The following is a 19,857-nucleotide window of genomic DNA, read 5'->3' on the forward strand; positions in this document are numbered from 1 at the left end:
TTTGAACTTGCGAGAAAAAATATTACGAGTCGCAGAAAACCTGTTTATGCAGCAGGGGTATCAAGCAACTTCTACTAGACAGATCGCAGAAGCCGTCGGCATCACCCAACCCAATCTTTATTATCACTTCAAAGGCAAAGAAGCCATCTATTATGAAGTGATGGTCTCTTTGGCACAAGAGGTTTCTGGAAAACTAAATCAGACTGTTGAAGATACTTCCTTGACGATCTCTGAAAAAATCTTAAACATGTTTCTTTTTTTAAGAAGTCGGCATCGCATCAATTTTTATATGATGATGCACGACATTCAGCATACCGTTTCTGAGGACACTTCAAAAAAACTGTACTTGCTTTGGCGGAAAAATTACAAAGAACCGTTTCTTGACTTGTTCCGTCGCAGTGATTCCAATCTTCGTTCGGATGTCGATCCAGAATTTGTTACCAGCCAGTTGTTAGTGCTGATGGCGGCTCACTTGGACTCACCGGGAAAAGAAGACAAAATGCCAGAAGCGATCGATTTGTTTTTATTCGGTGCACTAGGCAGTGGGCCAATTGCGAAATAGCGAGTCCAATTGGGTAATGCGCGAGAAAAATTATTAGACGAATTTCTGACAATCGCGTACACTGATCCTGTAAACTGGAACATAAAAGGATGGATGTACATGTCAAAAAATCGAATCGAAGCCTTTACGGATGCGGTCATTGCGATCGTAATGACCTTATTAGTACTGGAATTGCACCAGCCCGAAGGCGATACATTTGCTTCTTTTTTAGGAGTGGAACAGCAATTTATTATTTATTTGATCAGCTTTGTGATGTTAGCGATCTATTGGAACAATCACCATCATCTATTTCAAGTAGTATCTAAAATTGACGGTTGGACCTTGTGGGCGAATCATTTATTGATCCTGGCACTAACCCTCTTTCCTTTTGTAACGTCATGGGTCAGTCGTTATCCAGTCGCTCTTGCCCCTCAGCTGCTATACGGGTCTGTCATTTTATTGACGGATTTCAGCTATTTCCTTGTAGGAAAGTCCTTGGTGCGTGCCAACCCTGACAATCAAGCCATCGTAGAACTGTTTCGCGGATACAAGAAACTCTACTTTACGTTGTTTATCAACGTGCTGGCATTGCTCCTCGGCTGGCTGGTCCATCCACTACTTATCATCACGCTGGATAGTCTCGTGCTATTGTTGTGGGTGATCCCTGAGAAAAAAGTAGAAACCTTTTTAAAACAATAAAAACACTTGCGGTCTTCTCCTAAAAGCGATGGATGATTGCGCAAAAGCAGCCGATTGTTCTGCTTTTGCGCAGTTATCCATCAAGAGAAGGACGCAAGTGTTTTTTCTAGCGAATCAAGTCTTTTCCTGGTGCCTGTAAGACTTGTTCCACTTGTTCTTTGGTGGTTAATGGGACATCTCCCAGCATCGTATGAGCCAATACAGCATTCGTGATTGCAAAATCAGCGGTGCGTTGGAGCGACCATTTTTCGGCATAGCCTAATAATACACCAGCGGCATAGGCATCCCCTGCCCCGATCCGATCCAATACTTGCAGCAGCTGCGGTGCCGTTTCATAGGCATCCTGCGCCGTAATGATTCTTCCACTGATAAATTGCTTGTCTTCCACGGCTAGACGGCGTGTCCCGCAGAACCATTCTAGTTGATACTGGTCAATAAAGGATTGGATCAACGCAAGCTCGGCTCCTTCTGTTTCCTCTAAGGGATATGCCAGCAGCTCCTCCAAGTCACGGACAGAGCCGAAAACTAGATCACAATAAGGTAGAATCGTTTCATACCGTTGTTTTAGTACCTCACGATTTAATTCTTCATTCAAGCTTGGGCGGAAGTTAAAATCAAAGCAGACGCGAATCTGCTTTACATGGGCCTGTTTCGCCAAAGCCAATGCAGTTTGCCAGGTTTTCTCAGTCAAACTAAGAGAGATCCCGCAAATATGAATGAGATCGACTGTTTCTAGAAATCCATCGATGGCATATTCTTCTGGACCTGAAACGCCAAAGGAACTATGATGGCGATTTTGATAAGTCACGTAAGTCGGACGAGCGCCGTAGCCGATCTCGGCGAAATAACTGCCGATATGGCTGTATTTTTTGCCAACAAATGCTGTTTGAATCCCATAGGAACGCAAGCTGGCTTTCGCCGTATCCCCTAAACGGTTGGCTGGCACTTGTGTCAGCATCGACGTCGTTAAGCCGAAATGCGCCAAATTGCCTAACAGATTGACCCCTGTTCCTGTAAAATCCATCCGCAAAGAGTGGGTCTGTTCCAGTGTTCGATATTCTGGTGGCGTCAATCGCATCATTACCTCACCGTAAGCACCGATCCGCATCATTGATCCCTCCCTATTTGGCTGCTGCCAACACCTTTTTCGTCATTTCTGCTAATGTCTGTACATCTTCAGGGCGTGTGTCCCCTGTTTCGCCATCGATGATCGAGCTGTAAATATGTGGAATGATTTTTTTTACTCCTGCATCAACAGCGATCTGCAAGATTTCTTCAAAGTTTTCTAAATCGATGCCGCCGGTCGGTTCCAAATAAAAATCATTCGCAGCACAAGCCTCTGCTACTGCTTGATACTCTGCTTTATGAGCCAACCCTTTCATTGGAAAATACTTGATAGAACTAGCCCCCATGTCTTTTAATAAAGCGATCGCTGTTTCGACGGGGACTTCTGCAGCTGGAGTTTGTGAACTCAATGGTCCAGTAGCAATATTGACATAGCCGACTTTTCCGGTTGGTGAAACAAGGGCATTGACGATCGTTTCAGATTGTCCTAACAAAGCTCGTGAGGTCCCTGCCCCCGTGAATACTTGGTTGACATGCTGTGGCTGTAGAACAGCGGAAATTCGGGAGACCATTTCACTTTGGTTGGGGTCGCCAGCACCAAGCCCTACAGAAAGGGCATTATTTGTTGCCGCTTGATAGTTCTTCATGTCAGCGATAGCTGCCTCATCGCTAGCATAATTTTTTGATAAAACACCTAGGACGATGTTGCCCTCTGCTGCTTCATAACAAGCTTTCGCATTTTCAATAGAGTTTGCTAACACATTCAGACAGATACGGTCAGCGAAATAATTGGGTGAAGTTTTCATTTTTGGGTTGCTCCTAACATAATTTCTTGTAAGCGATCGGTGATCACTGCCATTTCTTGTTCATTGACTGCTCGGATATCAAATTCAATAATGCCGTTATTGGCTTGGTATTCACGGGTATAAATCGCTGGTTCTCCCGCTTTTAGCGCGTCGATCACTGCTTTGGCACTTGGTTCTTTCACTTTGACACTCGCTCGATAAATGTCTCTGCCAGCGCTATCTTGAACGATTTTTGCTTCGAAACCAGTGATTTCATTGATTGCCGCAATAAATGGTTGTAGGCGCTCTTGCATCGAAGCGCCAGATTCTGTTCCCTCCGCTAGATAATCCGTCACGGCTTGGGTAAATCCGAGAATATTGTCTTTACCGATTTTCATTGCTCGACCAATACCTTTGGATTGCAGGCGCACCCAAGAGACATAGGGCTGCTTGCCGATCACTAAGCCAGCACTTGGTCCTGACAGTGCTTTCGCACCTGAATAGATCACTAAATCAGCACCTGCTTGGGCATAGGCAAACAAATCTTCCTCAGCAGCCGCATCAACGATCAATGGAAGATCGTGTGCCTTGGCAACTTGGGCCGTTTCTGCTACCGTCAGCATACTTTTTTGAACGGTGTGATGACTCTTTATGTAGAGGATTGCCGCTGTTTCGGGCGTGATCATCTGTTCAATGTGCTCGGGTGTGCACATATTGGCATAGCCTGCTTCCACGACTTTTCCGCCCCCTTGCGCCACCATCACTTCCACCGGTGTGCCATAATCTACGTTGTGGCCTTTGGGCAAAATGATCTCCCGCTTGCTGATTTTCTCACTATATGGGTGGTACAAATGATAGCTGTCTCCTTGACCGATGAGTGCCGCCACTGATTGGGCGATTCCCGCCGAAGCGGAAGAAACGATTTGCGCATCTTCCGTTTTCAACAATTTTGCTAAATAGGCACCGGTTTTTTCTGCTAGATCTGCCATTTCAAAGAAATGCTCCCCGCCATAGCGCTGGGCTGCAAGCACGCCTTCGCTGACTTTCGAGACACCTAGAATCGTCATTTTGCCAGAAGCATTGATGACTTCTTTCAAGCCTAGTTCTTCAATATTCAGTGTCAAAAAGTTCCCCTCCTATCACCGCTTTTTGCGGCACGATCTGTTGTGTCGTGATTCGGCGATTGCCGTTAGAATCCGTCAATTCCTTTTCGCCCTCTTCAAAGCGGAAAATCGTAAAATCAGCATCATATCCCAATGCGATCTCGCCTTTGTTCTGTAAATGAAATTGCTTCGCAGGGGCACTGGTCACCTTCTCGATGATCTCACGCCAATCATACCCTACGACCGCTAATTTTTCCATAGTCGTCGCTAAATCAAAAACAGGTCCATTGGTACGATTGCGGATGTAGATATCCGTACTAATGGAAGAAGCCTTTAGCTGATTGGCAAAGGCCGTCTCCGCCACATCAAAATTGAAACTGTCTGTCCCATGACCAATATCGAAGACCAAGCCTTTTTCATAGGCAGCAAAGACGAAAGGCTTGATGGTTTGGTTCGTCTGATCCAAAATCCCATTGGCTTTGCCGTTAAAGCAATGGGTCACCACATCACCTGCTTCCAATTCAGCGAGAATCTCTGCTAAATTCGGTGGTGCTGAACCAATATGGACCATCAGAGGCAACGGTTGATTTTCAGCTTGGATCGCTTTGGCTAATTTCAACGGCGTGATGCCATTTTCGCCGATCACCGTTTTACTCATTCGGGCTTTGATCCCGACGATAAAGTCAGGAAACTTCTGCAACGCTTCTTTGACCAATTCTTTTTTGACTTTTGACAGATCCGCAAGTTCATCCTGCTCTACGATCCCCCATTTGGAAATATTGACTAAAGCAAAGACATTGGTTTTGGCTTCTTTGGCTAAATCATAAAACCGATGGATATTTTCGGCGCCAGTCGTCCCCGCATCGATAACGGTCGTGACGCCTTGTTTGACACCGATCTCGTCTGGATAATCATAATAGAGCGTCATTTCCTCGAAACAATGGACATGGTCATCGATCCAACCAGCTGACAAGAACTCCCCTTCTGCTAAGGTCAGCTCTTGTTTCGCCTGCTCCTTCAACGTGGGTGCCAAAGCAGTGATTTTGCCGTCTTGAACCCCAATATCAAATACTTCTTCATCGATCGTGTGGGCTTGACGAATAATCAAATCAAACATTTCGTTACACCTTCCTCTCTGTGAAAGTGAATTTCGACCAAGGATGGATAAAGGGCAGCAGAACTAACTCTTGTTCGACGATCGAACCGATTTTATTTTTTCGTGGGTCTGAGTGAGGCTCTAGCACTACTTGCAGCTCGTTTTTGTACTTGCCAAAACGATCATTGCCGATCACAACATCCCCTCGTTGAAAGACTCCTTCGTGGTCATGAGCAGGATTGTCATGGTTCTTATACTTTTTACGAACTTCTGTGGAACGGATCATCCGATCGGTGATGTCGCCTCGACGGTAATGCTGCTCGTCCAGGGCGATTTGGCGTTCAACTTCATTGATTTCAGGCACAAATTCAATCGCAAATGCGGTCTGGTAGCGATCAATCGCTCCTAGTGCCGCCAATTCTGCTTCCGAAGCATAAGCATTGCCGATAATGACATCATCAATCAAGCCTGTGGCAAACAAATGCTTTGCGGCAGTTTCTACAGGCATTCTTCGGTGCATTTCTAAGGTCGGTAAGCCATCATTGATATCCCAAGGTCCGATCGTTCCCGTTTGAGAAGAGATAAATGCGGCGGTTCGAATGCCTTTTTCCTTGAAACGACGACTGCATTTTTCAAAGAAATCATAGGGTAAGGCAGTCCCTTCTTGCGGATAGAAATTGTGGCAGCCGTATAAGTAAGGAATGTTGGCTTGATAGGTCAAAATATTGTCTAAATACGCCACATCATTGCTCATATTCAATTCAACAGCTAAACCAAAGGGATTATAGGTCAACATCGCTTCTTTGTTGCCGTCAAAACCTAAATCTAAACGAATTCCATCGGCACCTAGTTCATGGAAAAAGGTCAAATCATCATAGGAGATGCCTAGTTCAGAAAAGATGGCTGGTGCCACGTCTAAAATCGTTTCATAGCCTAATCCTTTGGCAAAATCAATCAACGCTTTAAATTTTTTCTGCACGTTTTCTTTGCCGTCACTCACTTCCAACATACTCATAAAAATGCGGCTAAAGCCATAATCATGGGCTAATTGCAGATAGGCTTTATCTGTTTCAAAATCACTGTGATCGGGATACACCGATACTCCTAGTTTTCTTTTCAACTTATCTCATCCTCATTTCTTCATAAAAAGCAGTAAAACGTGTCAGTAAAAGCGAACTGCAAACAATCGTCGCCGTCATCGTCAAAAATGGTCCCCACGGAAACTGACGGCTCAGTAGGATCGCTGCAGCAACGCCAAGAATCCCGAACAAAAGCATCCGCCAAAACGGCACTTCTTGAATTTTTTTCCCTTGTGCTGATTTTGTTAACCAAATTTGACAACCAAAAAATAAACAAATGGCATAAATCCCCATGTTTGCACCTCACTCTTTTTTGTTTTGCTTAAGCGGCTGTTTCTTCTTCTTGCTCTCGAGCAATCTGCTGTTTCTCAAAGACTTTAAAGAATGGGTAATAGATTGCGAGTGTGATAAAGAAGTTGACGATCACTAAAATCGCTGCTGCGATACTCCAGTCCGTACTCATCCAGGCGGCGATTGGTGCTGGAATGGCAAACCCAAGTCTGGCAGCCATCATCGGTACAACACCGGTAATGGTAGCGAAGTAAGAAATCGTTGTCGTAATCAACGGTGCCACCAAGAAAGGAATACCTAAGATTGGGTTCATTACGATCGGTGCACCGAAAATCACTGGTTCATTGATATTGAATAGGCCTGGCAAGATGGACAAACGGCCCAATTGTTTCAAGTATTTTGATTTGGAGAAGAAGAACAAAACGACCAACGCTAAGGTCGTACCGGCTCCACCGATCCATACGAACCATTGTAAAAATTGTTCTGTAAAAATATTAGGCAATTCATGCGCATTGCCAGATGCTTGGAAGGCTTCCATATTTTCAGCAATGGAAATATCCCAAAATGGACGAATGACAGGACCCATGATGGCTGGTCCATGAATCCCCAGTACCCAGAAGAAACAGATCAAGAAGACAGTCAATAAACCACCAAACAAGCTGTTACCCGCTAGCACGTCTTTTAACGGCATCAACAAATTACTTAAAAAGCCATTGATATCAAAACCAAGCATATGACGGATCACCCAGAATAAAATCAGGATCGCTCCACCGGGAATCAACGCCATGAATGAATTCGTCACTTCTGGCGGCACACCATCTGGCATTTTGATGGTGATGTTTTTTTCGATAAAGAAACGATAGATTTCAACGGACAAGATTGCCGTAACGATCGCGCCAAACAAAGAGCCGGAGCCTAGGTTGGCCACATTGATATAACGTCCGGCATCAATGATACCTTCCACAGAATCAAAGACTCGCAACGGTGGTGCAGCGGTTACAAGAAAGGACATCGTTGCTAAAATACCCGCAGTCAATGAATCCAGCTTGTAGCTTTTGGCTAGCGATGAAGCAATCCCATACGTTGCATATAATGCCAATAATCCGACTGTATAACGAAATGGAATATCCAAAACTTCCCGATACGGTTCGATCACCGCAGCGACCGATTCAATGGGGAAATTCAGCAAAATCGTAAAGAACGACCCAACGATCGTTAATGGTAAAGTAGCGATGATCCCCTTTCGAATCGCTACCATGTGCCGTTGCATCCCCACTTTATTTGCAATCGGCATCAATTTCTGTTCAATAAATTCTACAAACCCTTTCATAATTGCCTCCTTAGTTTATAACATTATAATGTTTATACAAGGATAATAGCACAGAGGATCAAGGTTCGTAAATAGTTTTTTAAACAGTAGATAGAATAATCTTTTCGCAATAACATTTCTTACAGTAACCATCAAGCGTCCTATCGTTGTCCTTTCGGTCGATACTGATACATAAATCGATTTTGGATGACGGTACAATTGATGATAAGTAACAAAATGAAAACTGGCGCCAAAGGAGTGCGGATCAACAGGAAAAACAAACTGAGTAAGAAAAGTAAGGAAACAAGTAATAGTTTCCAAAAAGCCAGCGTGATTCTAGCATTATTTTTTTCTAAAAGAAGATGGGTCAGAAAAATCAAGAGCAAACAACTCACTACTAGAACCATTCTACTCACCTTCTTTAACTGTTTCTAGCTCTTGCGCCACTTGAAGTTTCTCAAATGCTTTGAAGAATGGATAATAAATCGCTAACGAAACGAAGAAACAGACGAAGACCATCAAACAAGCAACCCAATTCCAATTTGAGGTAATCAATGCGCCAAGAGGTGCGGGAATCGAAAATGGTGGTTTGACCATCATCTTAGGCATCCAATCTAAAGCGGTAACGATATAGACTAAGATAGTATTAGCGATTGGCACAAGAATAAACGGAATTGCCAACAGTGGATTCATCACAATTGGCGTCCCAAAGATCATCGGTTCATTAATATTAAAAATCCCTGGTAAAATGGAAAGACGACCCAATTGTTTTAAATAGTTTGAACGAGAGAACATAAACAAAACAACCAATGCAAGCGTTGATCCAGTACCACCCATTTGCGCATACCATTGATAAAATTGTTCGGTAAAAAGATTTGGTAGATCAAAGGCAGACATACCGTTTTGGAATAATTCCGCATTTTCTAAAATTGCTTGATCCCAAAATGGACGAATGATGGGTCCTAAAACGGCATGGCCATGAATACCCAATACCCAGAAAACGCAGATAACAAATTGTGTGATGATTCCGCCAACCAAATTATTGCCTGTTAAGAAACCTTTTAAAGGAGAGATGGCGATCGTCAGTAATCCATTTAAATCGAAGCCGAAAAAGTGGCGCGGAATCCAAAAGACTAAGATAACCAGCAAGGTTGGTAGGAGTGCCGCAAAGGATTCGCCTACAACAGGCGGTACGCCTTCTGGCATCTTGATTTCCAAGTTTTTTGCTTTCGTAAAATGATAAATCTCTACTGAAACTAGCGCCGCAATGATCGCACCGAATAATCCTTGTGATCCAAGTGAAGCAATGGGTAAATACCTTCCTGCAAGTACGGCATCTCCTGTCGTGCTGATGCCTTCCGCCAAATTGATTGGAACGACCATTAAAATCGTCGCTAACATGGATAAAAACCCACTTGTTATCCGATCGAGTTTGTAACTAGCACCTAAGTTGGAGCCGATCGTAAATGAGGCATAGAGAGACATTAGCCCCACCGTAAATCGAAAAGGAATGTCAAGTGCCGGTAAATAAGGAGCGACCCATTCGGTATAACCAGGAATCGGCAAATTTAAAATAATGGTGAAAAAAGAGCCAACGATCGTGAGCGGCAAAATAGAAATCAACCCATTTCGAATTGCCTGCAAGTGCCGCTGCTGTCCAATAGCATTGGCAATCGGTAATAACTTCATTGCAACCGAGTCTAAAACTTTCATTATAAAAACCTCCTAAAATTCGTTTGAAAAACCATTTCTTTGAATCACTTCTTTAAACCATAGACCAGACTTTTTCACCGTTTTTTCTCCTGTTTCTAAATCTAAGCGATAAAAGCCATAGCGATTTTTGAACGCATTTTGCCAACTCCAACAGTCCACAAATGTCCACATGTGATACCCCAGACAGTTACTCCCCTCCGTCATTGCTTGGTGAAGCTCAATTAAATGCTCTTTTAAAAAAGCAATCCGATAGTTGTCTTGTACTTGCCCCCCTTCGATAAATGTTTCTTCTCCCTGAATCCCGATACCATTTTCTGAAACAAACCAATCAATATTCCCGTATTCTAACTGGATTTTTTTGGCGATATCATACAAGCCATGAGGATAAATCTCAATCCCCCTTGAAGTATTCATCCTTCTGCCGGGCATCTCGTAATCATCGTAAAACCATTCTGGCGAAAAAACTCCCTCGGGATTAGGCAATGATTCTTTGGCTTTCACTCGCCGTGGACGGTAATAATTGATCCCTAACAGATCAATCGTTGTTTCAGCAATCAAGGCAAGATCCTGTTCTTCCACTCGTGGCATTTGGTCGTAGCACGTTAAAATAGCCTTTAACTCTTGAGGGTAACGACCTTTTAATATCGCTTCATTAAGGGAGCGAGTATAGAAGAGGTCTGCCATTTCCGCTGCCTTTAAGTCGGCAGGATGCTGGCTTCTTGGGTAAACTGGGATCACATCCATGATGATACCGATTTTTCCTTGATAAGTTCCTTGTCGAAAGACCTTAACTGCCTCACAGTGAGCAAGGATGATATGGTGAAGTACTTGTGCCGCTCGTTTAAAATCAACTACATAAGGATAGTGCCGGTCATGCAAATAGCCGGCTTCTGCTGGAATCATCGGCTCATTAAAGGTAAACCAGTACGCAACTTTCTCATGAAATAAATCAAAACAAATTTTCGCATACGCCCGATACGCTTCGATGACCTCACGATTTTCAAATCCGCCGATTTCTTGTAATTTCATTGGCATGTCAAAGTGATAAAGATTGATAAACGGTTTGATGCCTCTTTGATTTAATCCATCAAGCATTCTGGTATAAAAGTCAACTGCTTCTGGATTGACTTCCCCTGTACCTTCGGGAATAAGACGTGACCAAGAGATCGAAGTCCGAAAAGAATTAAAAGAAAGTGCCGCCATTCGATCCAGATCCGCTTCCATTTCCTGATAAAACCTTGATGTATGTTCTGTTGTAACTCCTTCAAAAAACCGATGGTTATAGTTTTTTGATGCATAATCCCAAATGTTTTCTCCTTTCTTGTCTCCAGCTATCGTTCCTTCTGATTGTGTCGCACTCGTTGCTGCACCCCAGAAAAAATTCTTTGAAAAATTATACTCCATGTCGCCCTCCTACAATTCCTTTTTTACTAAGCGAAGCATCCGCTTACATCGTTGAACAACGAAAGTATAGCATGAAGTAAAATCAATATAATGTTATAATCCAAAATAGAGAACGTTTTCATCCCTTGTCATTTGTTCCACAAAAAAAACACTTTGCTACGGAGGTGCATCATGCTTTTTCTTGACTACAATCCTGAACTTACTGCACTAGAATACGAGGTTTACCGATTTGTATCAAAAAACTTGGCTTCAGTGTCTAAAATGAAGATGAAAGAACTTGCCAAAGAGACCCATACCAGTACTGCTAGTATTAGCCGCTTTTGCAAGAAATTTGAATGTGATACGTTTACCGAATTTAAGATCAATTTGCGCTTTTACTTAGATTCTCTCGTAAAATCCAAAATATCCGATAGTGATGAATCTCAAACAATTGATTTCTTAAAGCGAGTAAACCAGCCCTTTTTATCTGAGAGAATCAATCGAGCAACAGAGATTCTTAAGAACAAAAGCTTCGTTCTATTTATTGGATCAGGCTTATCTGAAACGATTGCGGAATATGGCGCACTCTATTTTACTGACTTGGGAAAAACGGCATTAAAAGTTGACGATCCCTCAAATTATCCTATCGACTGGTTTCCAGAAGACATATTGTGCAAAACCGGTATCATTGTTTTGTCGATTTCTGGGGAAACACAAGAAATGATTCGATACTTACAAAAGTTAAATCAAAAAGATTGTCAGATAATTGCCATCACGAATACGGAAGATTCAACCATCAGCCAGTTATCCGACTTAACGGTGCCCTATTACATTGAAAGAGAGACCATTTTTAAAGCTAGTCAAAAAAAAGAGAAAACCATTGAACTGACTTCTCAGCTACCAGCAATCTATTTAATTGAAAAAATTGCCAAAAGAATACGCCTATCAGAAGAACTTCTCTGATAGGCGTAGGTAGTTTTAATTATTCAGCGGCCTTCACAATCAGTAACTAAATCAAATAAAAGTTCCACCAAATAAATGGCTGGAATTTGTGAGGACAATGAATCAGCTTCTTGATTATCGGAATAATAATAAGCAAAATTTCGCTCAGATAGTTTAGCAATTGACGTTGTTGAACGATTTGTCAGTGAAATGGTTGAAATTCCAGCGAGGCTACATTCAGTGATCAAAGATTCAAGGAATGGATCGGCGCCTTTATTAGAAAAGACTAGCAACGTGGTTTCGCTACTTAAGGTTCGCCAAACGGATTTAATCGATGTTGCTTCTTCCTCTACGCTCACGATCTTATCTAAACGTGCAAACTTTTGTTGGGCATAGCTCAAAGCAAGTGTCGATTCCCTATCACTGGCTAAGATCAAAAGTTTTGCTTTACTTATTCTTTTGGCGATCGTTAATAATGCTTCTCGATAGAAGGATTCATCCATACGTTCAAAAAAATAGTGCAGGGCTTTTTTATCTTGTTTGAATAATCGATTAGTCTTTCCTTGTTTCTGTAACGTCTTTTTCAATTTGATTTTAAATTCTGAAAAACCTTCGCAATCAAATTTTCGACAAAACCGCAGAACAGTCGTTGAGCTAGTTTTTGTTGTATCAGCCAGTTCACGAATAGACATCGAACAGACTTCTGCTTGCTGATTTAAAACGTATTGAAATAGTTGCCATTCTTTCTTACTGAACGACTTATTCTTGGCAGTGAGTTCCATTCGTTTTCTCCTTGTTACGCCCCTTCGTCTCCAGCAATCTTCTTCTCATAAATAAAATCATCCATAACAAATCCCGAACCAATCGTAACGGTGCGTTCAGAAACGCGTTCAAAGCCGCGATGTTCATAAACAGCGATCGCCTGCTGATTTTGTTTGTTGACGTTTAAATGCAACGTTTTGCCTGAGGCGATTTCCTCATACCAATCAAAGACTTGGCTGGCATAGCCTTTGCCTCTTGTGGATAGGTGGAGATACAATTTACTTAAATAAATCTGCTGCGGCGTTTCTTCATACGCTGTATACCCCACTGCTTGGTCACCTTCCATTAGTAAAAGATAGACGGCTCCTTGCTGGACTTCGTTTTGAATCGCTGCTGGTGATTGATAATGAGCCAGCATATACGCGACTTGATCCGAACCAATGATTGGTGTAAACACTTCTGGCCAGATTTCTTTGATCAAACGATCCAACGTTTGGAAGTCTTCTGGTGATTGAATGATTTTTTGTGTAATTGCCATAAGAATCCCTTCTCTCTGTTGCTGTGCGAAACAGAAACTCGCTTATAAATATCTCTATTATAAGGGAAGAACCAAAAAAAGAAAGGGCACGTTGAATAAAGATCCCTAAAAGTTTCAAAAGATGGTAAACTAGAAGTGAAAAAAAGGTGACGAAAAGGAGGTAGCAACACGATGCAACTCTTACAACTACTTTTACTGGCAATCATTTTTGTTTCTTTCTTCATGGTGTTGATTGGATGGGTTTTATCGATGACCAATGGCTTGATCTTTTCTCGTTTTCCTTAGCAATTTAAAGCACACGCTCATGATCCTAACTATGAAAAAGAACGACAAGCAGGCAAGCGCTTGAAAGAGATTATATTTCGACGCATTATTCCTTTAGGAATAGCCTCTTTGCTCGTCTATGGATTAACCGCACTATTAAACGTCCTTTAAAAGTTTTTAAAAAGACTTGGACAAATCAAAAAAAAACCAGCATCTTTTCCTGTTGATCAATGCTCCTTTCGCTTTCGCTGTGGGGAACATCAATGCATAAGATGCCGGTTTTTTTTATTTGCTTACTGCTGCTTTAGAGGCTTGAACTTTTTTCAGTAAAGCGAAGAGGACTTGGCTATCATCGATAGCCGCAATATATTGTTGGCAAATTGCCATCATTTCTGTTTCATCCATTTTATCTAAAGAAATAACTAATTCATTTTCTACTACCTGCTTATTATTCATAGGGCTCCCTACTTTCTTCCTTTGTTACCTCTAGTTTGCCATGAATGAGCAGGTTCCGTAAGAACTTTTCAGTTTACAAACAGGAAACGGGTGGTTTACATCCTTGTCCTACCAAGGTTTTTCCAGAAAATTTATTCGGTAGCTGGCTCAATGTGGATGTCAGTATCAAACACCTGAAAACGATCAGCTAAGAGATCTTCAATAGCATCTGCCACGTTATGACTCTTTTCAACCGTCAAAGATTTGTCCATCGTCACGACGACATCAAGAAAAACATTGGCGCCATACATTCTTCCTCGAATCGATTTAACAGATTTCACTTCAGAAAAACCAGCGATTGCCGCTTCATACTCCACGACTAACGATTCATCAAACCCATCAGAAAGTGAAAAGGCACTCTCGCGAAAAATATCAACGGCGGTTTTGATAATCAAAAGAGCTACCACGATCGCAGTCAAACTGTCTAACCAACCGATACCAAATGAGGCGGCAAAAATAGCGATCGCCGTTCCAATACTCGTCCACGCATCGCTGCGGTTGTCTTTAGCAGCTGCTAGCAAAGCGGAGCTTTTTACGCGAGCGGATAATCGCTTATTGTAGTAATACATACCATACATCAAAATAGCTGAAATGATACCGACGACTGCCGCAATCATATCGGGACTTTGCGTTTCACCGAGTAGAATCGTTTGAATGGAGGACCATAAAACCTGCAGACCGACCGCCAGCATAATCAAGGATGTTACGAGACTCGCCACATTTTCTGCTTTCCAATGACCATATTTATGGTCTTCATCTGCTGGCTTTTGAGCCAAACGCAAACCGATCAAAACAGCGATAGACGCTACGATATCCGTCGCATTGTTTAATCCATCCGCCCATAATCCTTCAGAGTTTGCCAAACGACCAATAACTAGTTTGGCGATGGAAACAAAAATGTAGGCAACGATACTTAAGATAGCGCCTCTTTCTGCTTGTTTTAATTCTGCATATCTTGTTTGATTCATGTCATCCCCTCCAATTAGTCAACTTGAAAATAATAGCTGAAATTTTCATCAATTGCATCATTTATTTGAGAGATTTTATTTTTTAGGAGTGGCAAACATTCACTTCTAGTGAAACGAATTTCTGTTCTGAGGTTACCAAAAAAACAGGACTCCCAAGGGAATCCTGTTTTTTGCTTTTTTTCTTTCACAAAGAATCGCTGCTACTCGTTCACCAGCAGCTGTCGATTTCTTTCACTGAATTTCTCATTATGGGAAGAAACCATCGCCTGTGGGACACTGGTCGGCTCTAAATAGTGTTTGATTTGGTTGACTGCTTGCGCAGCATCTTGAAAGGCGCCTGCCAAAAGATTCACTTTGCCTTTGAAGTAATGGATGTCACCAGCTGCAAACACACCGGGATGGCTGGTTTTTGTTGGAATCTCACAGTTCAAATAAAAATCTTCATGACGCGCGAGATCAAAGGAAACTTTATCTAACAAGGCACTGTCCCGGTCATAGCCATGTTGGATCAACAAATGATCGCATAAAAAATCGATCGTTTCTTGGTTAGCACTGTTTTTTAATCTTAGAACCATATTGAAGGTTTCGGCTTGATTCACCCCGTCAATCGTGTGATTCATCAGCACTTGAATCCCTTCTGCTTTCATCTTCTTTACTTGTGCTTCATGGGCCTTCAATTTCTCGCCCCGATAACAAAGCGAAACTTTTGCCCCATAAGACGCCGCTTCAATCGCATAATCAACTGCTGCATCCCCGCCGCCAGAGATCACAAGATGTTTGCCTTGGATCGCTTGCTGGTCAGGAAACTGATAGTGGATATAGTTGTCGACATTATTATGGATGAAACAAGGCAATTTTTGCGGAGAAACGACACCGCCGCCAATACAAACTAAAACGGTGCGTCCAACATGGGTCCTCCCTTGGTCATCCACTGCATAAAAAAGATCGTCTTCCTTGGTCAATTCGATGATTTTCGTTTTCAGATAGATCGTTGGATCAAACAACTTAGCCTGTTCAATCAAGTGTTCTTTGACTTTCTTCCCCTTGGTTGGCGGCAATGCACCCACATCCCAGACCATTTTTTCAGGATAAAAATTGATCTTCCCGCCTAATTCGGCTTGTGCTTCAAACAATACGACCGATAGATCACGTAATCCAGCATAAAAACTCGCATAAAGCCCCGTGGGCCCTCCTCCGATAATCAGAACATCTGCTATAGTGGTCATTGGCTAGCCTCTCTTTCATAAATGAAAATCATTCTCAATTAGTTAGTTCGATTATAGTCAACGAAACCGTGTTTGTAAAGAATTTTCTGAAAACAAATTAATTAACTTAGCCGATTATTTTTATTTACATTGTAAAGAAAAAAGCCTTTTCCTAAATATCTGCTAAAGAAAAAATGAGTAGAATGTTATTTTTTCTCATTTTATCTAGTGATATGTTTGTGATAGCTACTGACTTCAAGGTATACTCTTAGAAAGTAGGTGAAAAAATGAAAGTTGAAAAATGTTACGCACCCTTACCGGATGGGTCTGTCCTCTATTACGAAAAAACCGGTTCAGGATGCCCTCTTTTTTTATTGCACGGAAATGGCGGTAGCAGTGCCTATTTCTCAAAGCAGGTCGACGCATTGCGACAAAAACATCAATTGTACTTAATCGATAGCCGTGGGCATGGCAAGTCCACTAACACACAGAAAAAGATCGATTTTTTTAAAATGGCAACGGATCTTTTAGCAATCATTCAGCAAGAAAATTTGTCTAAAATCGCCCTATTAGGATTTAGTGATGGGGCTAATCTAGCAATGGTCTTTTGTCATCTTTACCCTGAGTATGTTAGTTGTATGATTTTAAACTCGGGCAATACTGAGCCACGGGGAGTTAGACTCTTTTCTCGAATGGGGAGTGTCTTGCAATATCTGATCGTTTGGCTTTGTTCCCCATTCTCAAAAGGAATGCGGGGCTTTCTCCCTATTTTGGGATTGTTGTTTCGTCCAATCGGTTTATCTACAGCCGATTTGAATCACCTCAGTGTGCCGACATTGATTTTGGTCGGCAAACGTGATTCGATCAAGCTTTCCCATTCTTTTTATATTGCAAACAGTATCCCTCAGTCCAATTTTATCGTCGTCAAAGGACAAGGACATAGTTTTGCACGAAAGAATCCAGAGGTATTTAACACGAAAGTATTATCTTTTTTAGAAAAGGTCGGTGAATAACTATGAGAATCTTTACTTGGCTCCGCGACCACCGCTCACTGTTTAAAACACTCTTCTTGATTGCAGTAGCCGTGATCGTGTTGGGCGAACTGCTTTCATTAAGCAAGACGATCTCCATTGATCAATTAAAAGAGTTGTTTGCGCAACTGGCACTTTGGCGAGTGGCATTAATGGCTGTCATTGGGTTATTATGTGTCTTGCCAATGGTCTTATATGACATTGTCTTGAACCGCCTATTAGGGGACAAACCTGATCGCCGTTATTTGCTGGAAACCAGCTGGATCATCAACACTATGAACAACTTAATCGGCTTCGGCGGCTTCATCAGCATCGGATTACGCTCGGAATTTTACGGCAAAGGAAAAAAAGGCAAAGAAGTTGCCCAAGCAATTTCGAAGATTTTTATTTACCTGATGTCTGGTCTTTCGATTTTATCCCTTGCTGCACTAGCCTTCGTCTTATTTGGTCCAACGACAGATTATCTGCAACAGTATTGGATCTGGCTTTTAGGCGGTAGTCTTTATTTTCCAGTTGTCTATGCCCTTAGTTTTTCCAAAAAAAATGCTTACTTAGGTGGACTGCAACGGCGTGATCGTCTGCAGTTGATCGCCGCTTCCTTATTAGAATGGCTAGGTGTTTTTGCAGCCTTCTTTACGACTGGTCTCTTGATGGGCATCTCGGTGGATGTGTTTCAATTGTTGCCACTTTTCATCGCTGCCTCCGTGATTGGGATCGTTTCGATGATTCCCGGAGAACTTGGAACCTTTGATGTAATGATGATCATGGGAATGGGCTCACTGCAGATTCCCCGTGAAAGTGTCATTGCTTGGCTGTTGCTTTTCCGCCTGTTTTATTACATCATTCCCTTTTTGATCGGTTTGCTTTTTTTCTCAAAAAATGTCGGCGTCTCCCTCAACCAGCGCTTTTCTGGTATTCCAAAAAGCTTGTTGTTGGAAGTGTTCCACAAGATCGAAGTGTTGCTGCTTTATTTGACGGGAACGATGTTGGTGCTCTCCGCCACGATTCCAGAAGCCTTTGATCAAATCAAATGGTTAGCCCACCTCAATCCGATTCGCTTGAATTTTGTGATGCAGTACCCGAGTATTTTTCTCGGTTACCTCTTTTTAATTGCCGGTCGAGGGATATCTGCCCGTGTCAGTCGCGCGTACGTGCCGACGCTTTTGTTGATTGCAGCAACAATCGGTTATGCTATTTTTGCGGGCTTCCGTTTTTCGACCATGCTGTTTCTTCTATTATTATTAGCAATCATGATTTTTTCAAAAAGCGAGTTGTTCCGTAAACAACTCGTCTTCTCGTGGGAATGGCTGACGATCGATGGTTTGTTAATTGGTTCGTTGACGATCCTCTATGTCATTATCGGGGTCTACAATATGCCTCATATCAATCGACATCCAACGCATCACCATTCGATGGATTTTTTGCTTTTCCCTTCTGAAAAATTATGGCTGCAAGGGTTCGTTGCGATTTTATTCGTCGCCATTGCGATGCTGCTGTTTGCCCGGTACTTGATGGGACCAAAACACCAATTAGGCGTCAGTGCTGCCACTGATAAAGTGAAACATGTTTTAAATACTTACGGTGGCAATAGCGACAGCCATCTGGTGTATCTAAAAGACAAGAAAGTATACGTGTATCCAGAAATTGGCGAGCCGACGGTCTTTTTTCAATTTACGACCTTTAATAACAAATGTTTAGTCATGGGGGATCCTTCTGGGAAGCAAACAGACTTTCCACAGGCACTGGAAACTTTCTTAACAGAAATGGATCAATGGAATTATCTGCCGGTCTTTTATGAAAGTAGTGAAGAAATGGTGATGCTGCTGCATGAATTTGGGTATGACTTTATCAAATTCGGTGAGAAAGCTTATGTGGATCTACCTAGCTTCACCCTCTCAGGAAAGAAAATGAAGGGACAGCGAGCATTGAACAATAAGATTACTAAAGAAGGCTTTACTTTTGATGTGCTCACCCCACCCTTTTCAGCCGAAACATTTGCAACGCTTAAGGAAATTTCTGACAACTGGCTAGATGGACGGAAAGAAAAAGGGTTCTCCCTTGGGTTCTTTTCAGAATCCTATCTAAGCACCGCACCAATTGCTGTCGTCCGAAATCAGCAACAGGAGATCGTCGCATTCGCTTCCTTTATGCCCACCTATCAAACAGGCCTAGCATCCATTGATTTGATGCGCCACGATCCTGAAAAAGCGCCGAATGGAACGATGGATTTCTTGTTTATTCAGCTATTCGACTATTTTAAAGAACAAGGCTACCAACAATTTGATTTAGGCATGGCACCATTAGCCAACGTTGGTACTTTCCGCAGCAGTTTCTTGCAAGAGCGGATCGCCTATCTCGTTTACACCTTTGGTTCTCGTTTCTATTCTTTTGAAGGGTTACGCGAATACAAACAGAAATATGCCGCTTCTTGGTCCCCTCGCTACATTTTATACTCTCGGGATAGTTGGATCGGGTATGTCATGATGGCCCTCTTGATCGTCGATAATCAATCGGCGGAAAAAACGAAGTAAAAAAGGTTCCCATACTCCTCTTTCTTTTCGGAGTATGGGAACCTTTTTCAATTGTTG

At 42.3% G+C, this 19,857-nt stretch carries 19 protein-coding genes; 5 read left to right on the forward strand and 14 right to left on the reverse strand.

The features are described from left to right. Window position 1 precedes the first annotated feature (1 nt). Together IGJ74_RS11420 and IGJ74_RS11425 are read left to right on the forward strand one after the other, a co-directional pair. Window positions 2–562, forward strand: a complete 561-nt coding sequence (locus tag IGJ74_RS11420) for a TetR/AcrR family transcriptional regulator (RefSeq protein WP_008378578.1) — start codon at window positions 2–4, stop codon at window positions 560–562. A gap of 99 nt (window positions 563–661) precedes the next feature. Continuing rightward, window positions 662–1,240, forward strand: a complete 579-nt coding sequence (locus IGJ74_RS11425; protein WP_042890962.1) for a TMEM175 family protein — start codon at window positions 662–664, stop codon at window positions 1,238–1,240. A 106-nt stretch (window positions 1,241–1,346) separates the two neighbouring features. Here the strand turns inward: IGJ74_RS11425 and IGJ74_RS11430 are convergent, their stop codons facing one another. The 9 genes from IGJ74_RS11430 to IGJ74_RS11470 form a co-directional block, all read right to left on the reverse strand. Further along, the gene (locus tag IGJ74_RS11430; protein ID WP_016620482.1) at window positions 1,347–2,351 is read right to left on the reverse strand and encodes a sugar kinase; all 1,005 of its coding nucleotides are present in this window, start codon (window positions 2,349–2,351) and stop codon (window positions 1,347–1,349) included. Between the two features lie 10 nt (window positions 2,352–2,361). Next, window positions 2,362–3,111 (reverse strand): 2-dehydro-3-deoxy-phosphogluconate aldolase, encoded by a 750-nt coding sequence (dagF, locus tag IGJ74_RS11435; RefSeq protein ID WP_194188318.1) that lies wholly within the window; start codon window positions 3,109–3,111, stop codon window positions 2,362–2,364. After that, window positions 3,108–4,214, reverse strand: coding sequence for a DgaE family pyridoxal phosphate-dependent ammonia lyase (locus IGJ74_RS11440; RefSeq protein WP_194188319.1), 1,107 nt, complete (start codon window positions 4,212–4,214; stop codon window positions 3,108–3,110). Before IGJ74_RS11440 ends, dagF begins: the two co-directional genes overlap by 4 nt. Beyond that, window positions 4,198–5,310 (reverse strand): amidohydrolase/deacetylase family metallohydrolase, encoded by a 1,113-nt coding sequence (locus IGJ74_RS11445; protein WP_194188320.1) that lies wholly within the window; start codon window positions 5,308–5,310, stop codon window positions 4,198–4,200. The genes IGJ74_RS11440 and IGJ74_RS11445 overlap by 17 nt, the downstream gene beginning before the upstream one ends. A gap of 4 nt (window positions 5,311–5,314) precedes the next feature. After that, on the reverse strand, window positions 5,315–6,409 hold the full coding sequence (locus IGJ74_RS11450) for a DUF871 domain-containing protein (RefSeq protein ID WP_061054292.1): 1,095 nt from the start codon (window positions 6,407–6,409) through the stop codon (window positions 5,315–5,317). Between the two features lies 1 nt (window position 6,410). Beyond that, window positions 6,411–6,662 carry a hypothetical protein gene (locus tag IGJ74_RS11455; RefSeq protein ID WP_005235223.1) on the reverse strand — a complete coding sequence of 84 codons (252 nt, stop codon included), beginning with the start codon at window positions 6,660–6,662 and terminating at the stop codon, window positions 6,411–6,413. A 28-nt stretch (window positions 6,663–6,690) separates the two neighbouring features. Continuing rightward, window positions 6,691–7,989, reverse strand: coding sequence for a PTS sugar transporter subunit IIC (locus IGJ74_RS11460; RefSeq protein WP_194188321.1), 1,299 nt, complete (start codon window positions 7,987–7,989; stop codon window positions 6,691–6,693). Between the two features lie 387 nt (window positions 7,990–8,376). Then, window positions 8,377–9,681, reverse strand: a complete 1,305-nt coding sequence (locus IGJ74_RS11465) for a PTS transporter subunit EIIC (protein ID WP_194188322.1) — start codon at window positions 9,679–9,681, stop codon at window positions 8,377–8,379. A 12-nt stretch (window positions 9,682–9,693) separates the two neighbouring features. Further along, on the reverse strand, window positions 9,694–11,085 hold the full coding sequence (locus IGJ74_RS11470; protein ID WP_194188323.1) for a glycoside hydrolase family 1 protein: 1,392 nt from the start codon (window positions 11,083–11,085) through the stop codon (window positions 9,694–9,696). Window positions 11,086–11,256: 171 nt separating this feature from the next. On the opposite strand from IGJ74_RS11470, the gene IGJ74_RS11475 reads away from it, so the two are divergent. Continuing rightward, window positions 11,257–12,027: a MurR/RpiR family transcriptional regulator gene (locus tag IGJ74_RS11475; RefSeq protein ID WP_086299339.1), complete on the forward strand. Its 771-nt coding sequence runs from the start codon at window positions 11,257–11,259 to the stop codon at window positions 12,025–12,027. A 23-nt stretch (window positions 12,028–12,050) separates the two neighbouring features. Here the strand turns inward: IGJ74_RS11475 and IGJ74_RS11480 are convergent, their stop codons facing one another. The 5 genes from IGJ74_RS11480 to IGJ74_RS11500 form a co-directional block, all read right to left on the reverse strand. Beyond that, a complete protein-coding gene (locus IGJ74_RS11480; protein WP_194188324.1) occupies window positions 12,051–12,788 on the reverse strand; it encodes a MurR/RpiR family transcriptional regulator in 738 nt (245 codons plus the stop codon). A gap of 14 nt (window positions 12,789–12,802) precedes the next feature. After that, the gene (locus tag IGJ74_RS11485) at window positions 12,803–13,306 is read right to left on the reverse strand and encodes a GNAT family N-acetyltransferase (protein WP_005235209.1); all 504 of its coding nucleotides are present in this window, start codon (window positions 13,304–13,306) and stop codon (window positions 12,803–12,805) included. A 549-nt stretch (window positions 13,307–13,855) separates the two neighbouring features. Next, window positions 13,856–14,026, reverse strand: a complete 171-nt coding sequence (locus IGJ74_RS11490) for a hypothetical protein (protein ID WP_005235207.1) — start codon at window positions 14,024–14,026, stop codon at window positions 13,856–13,858. A 131-nt stretch (window positions 14,027–14,157) separates the two neighbouring features. Then, a complete protein-coding gene (locus tag IGJ74_RS11495; protein ID WP_005235206.1) occupies window positions 14,158–15,033 on the reverse strand; it encodes a cation diffusion facilitator family transporter in 876 nt (291 codons plus the stop codon). A 200-nt stretch (window positions 15,034–15,233) separates the two neighbouring features. Next, the gene (locus tag IGJ74_RS11500; RefSeq protein ID WP_005235204.1) at window positions 15,234–16,259 is read right to left on the reverse strand and encodes an NAD(P)/FAD-dependent oxidoreductase; all 1,026 of its coding nucleotides are present in this window, start codon (window positions 16,257–16,259) and stop codon (window positions 15,234–15,236) included. 266 nt (window positions 16,260–16,525) lie between these two features. On the opposite strand from IGJ74_RS11500, the gene IGJ74_RS11505 reads away from it, so the two are divergent. Both IGJ74_RS11505 and mprF read left to right on the forward strand, forming a co-directional pair. Further along, window positions 16,526–17,251 carry an alpha/beta fold hydrolase gene (locus IGJ74_RS11505; RefSeq protein WP_005235202.1) on the forward strand — a complete coding sequence of 242 codons (726 nt, stop codon included), beginning with the start codon at window positions 16,526–16,528 and terminating at the stop codon, window positions 17,249–17,251. A gap of 2 nt (window positions 17,252–17,253) precedes the next feature. After that, entirely contained in the window at window positions 17,254–19,800 is a 2,547-nt protein-coding gene (mprF, locus tag IGJ74_RS11510) for a bifunctional lysylphosphatidylglycerol flippase/synthetase MprF (RefSeq protein WP_218192951.1), read from the forward strand. The last annotated feature ends 57 nt before the right edge of the window (window positions 19,801–19,857 follow it).

It is taken from the genome of Enterococcus sp. AZ009 (assembly GCF_050548785.1).
GTDB lineage: Bacteria > Bacillota > Bacilli > Lactobacillales > Enterococcaceae > Enterococcus_D > Enterococcus_D entomosocium.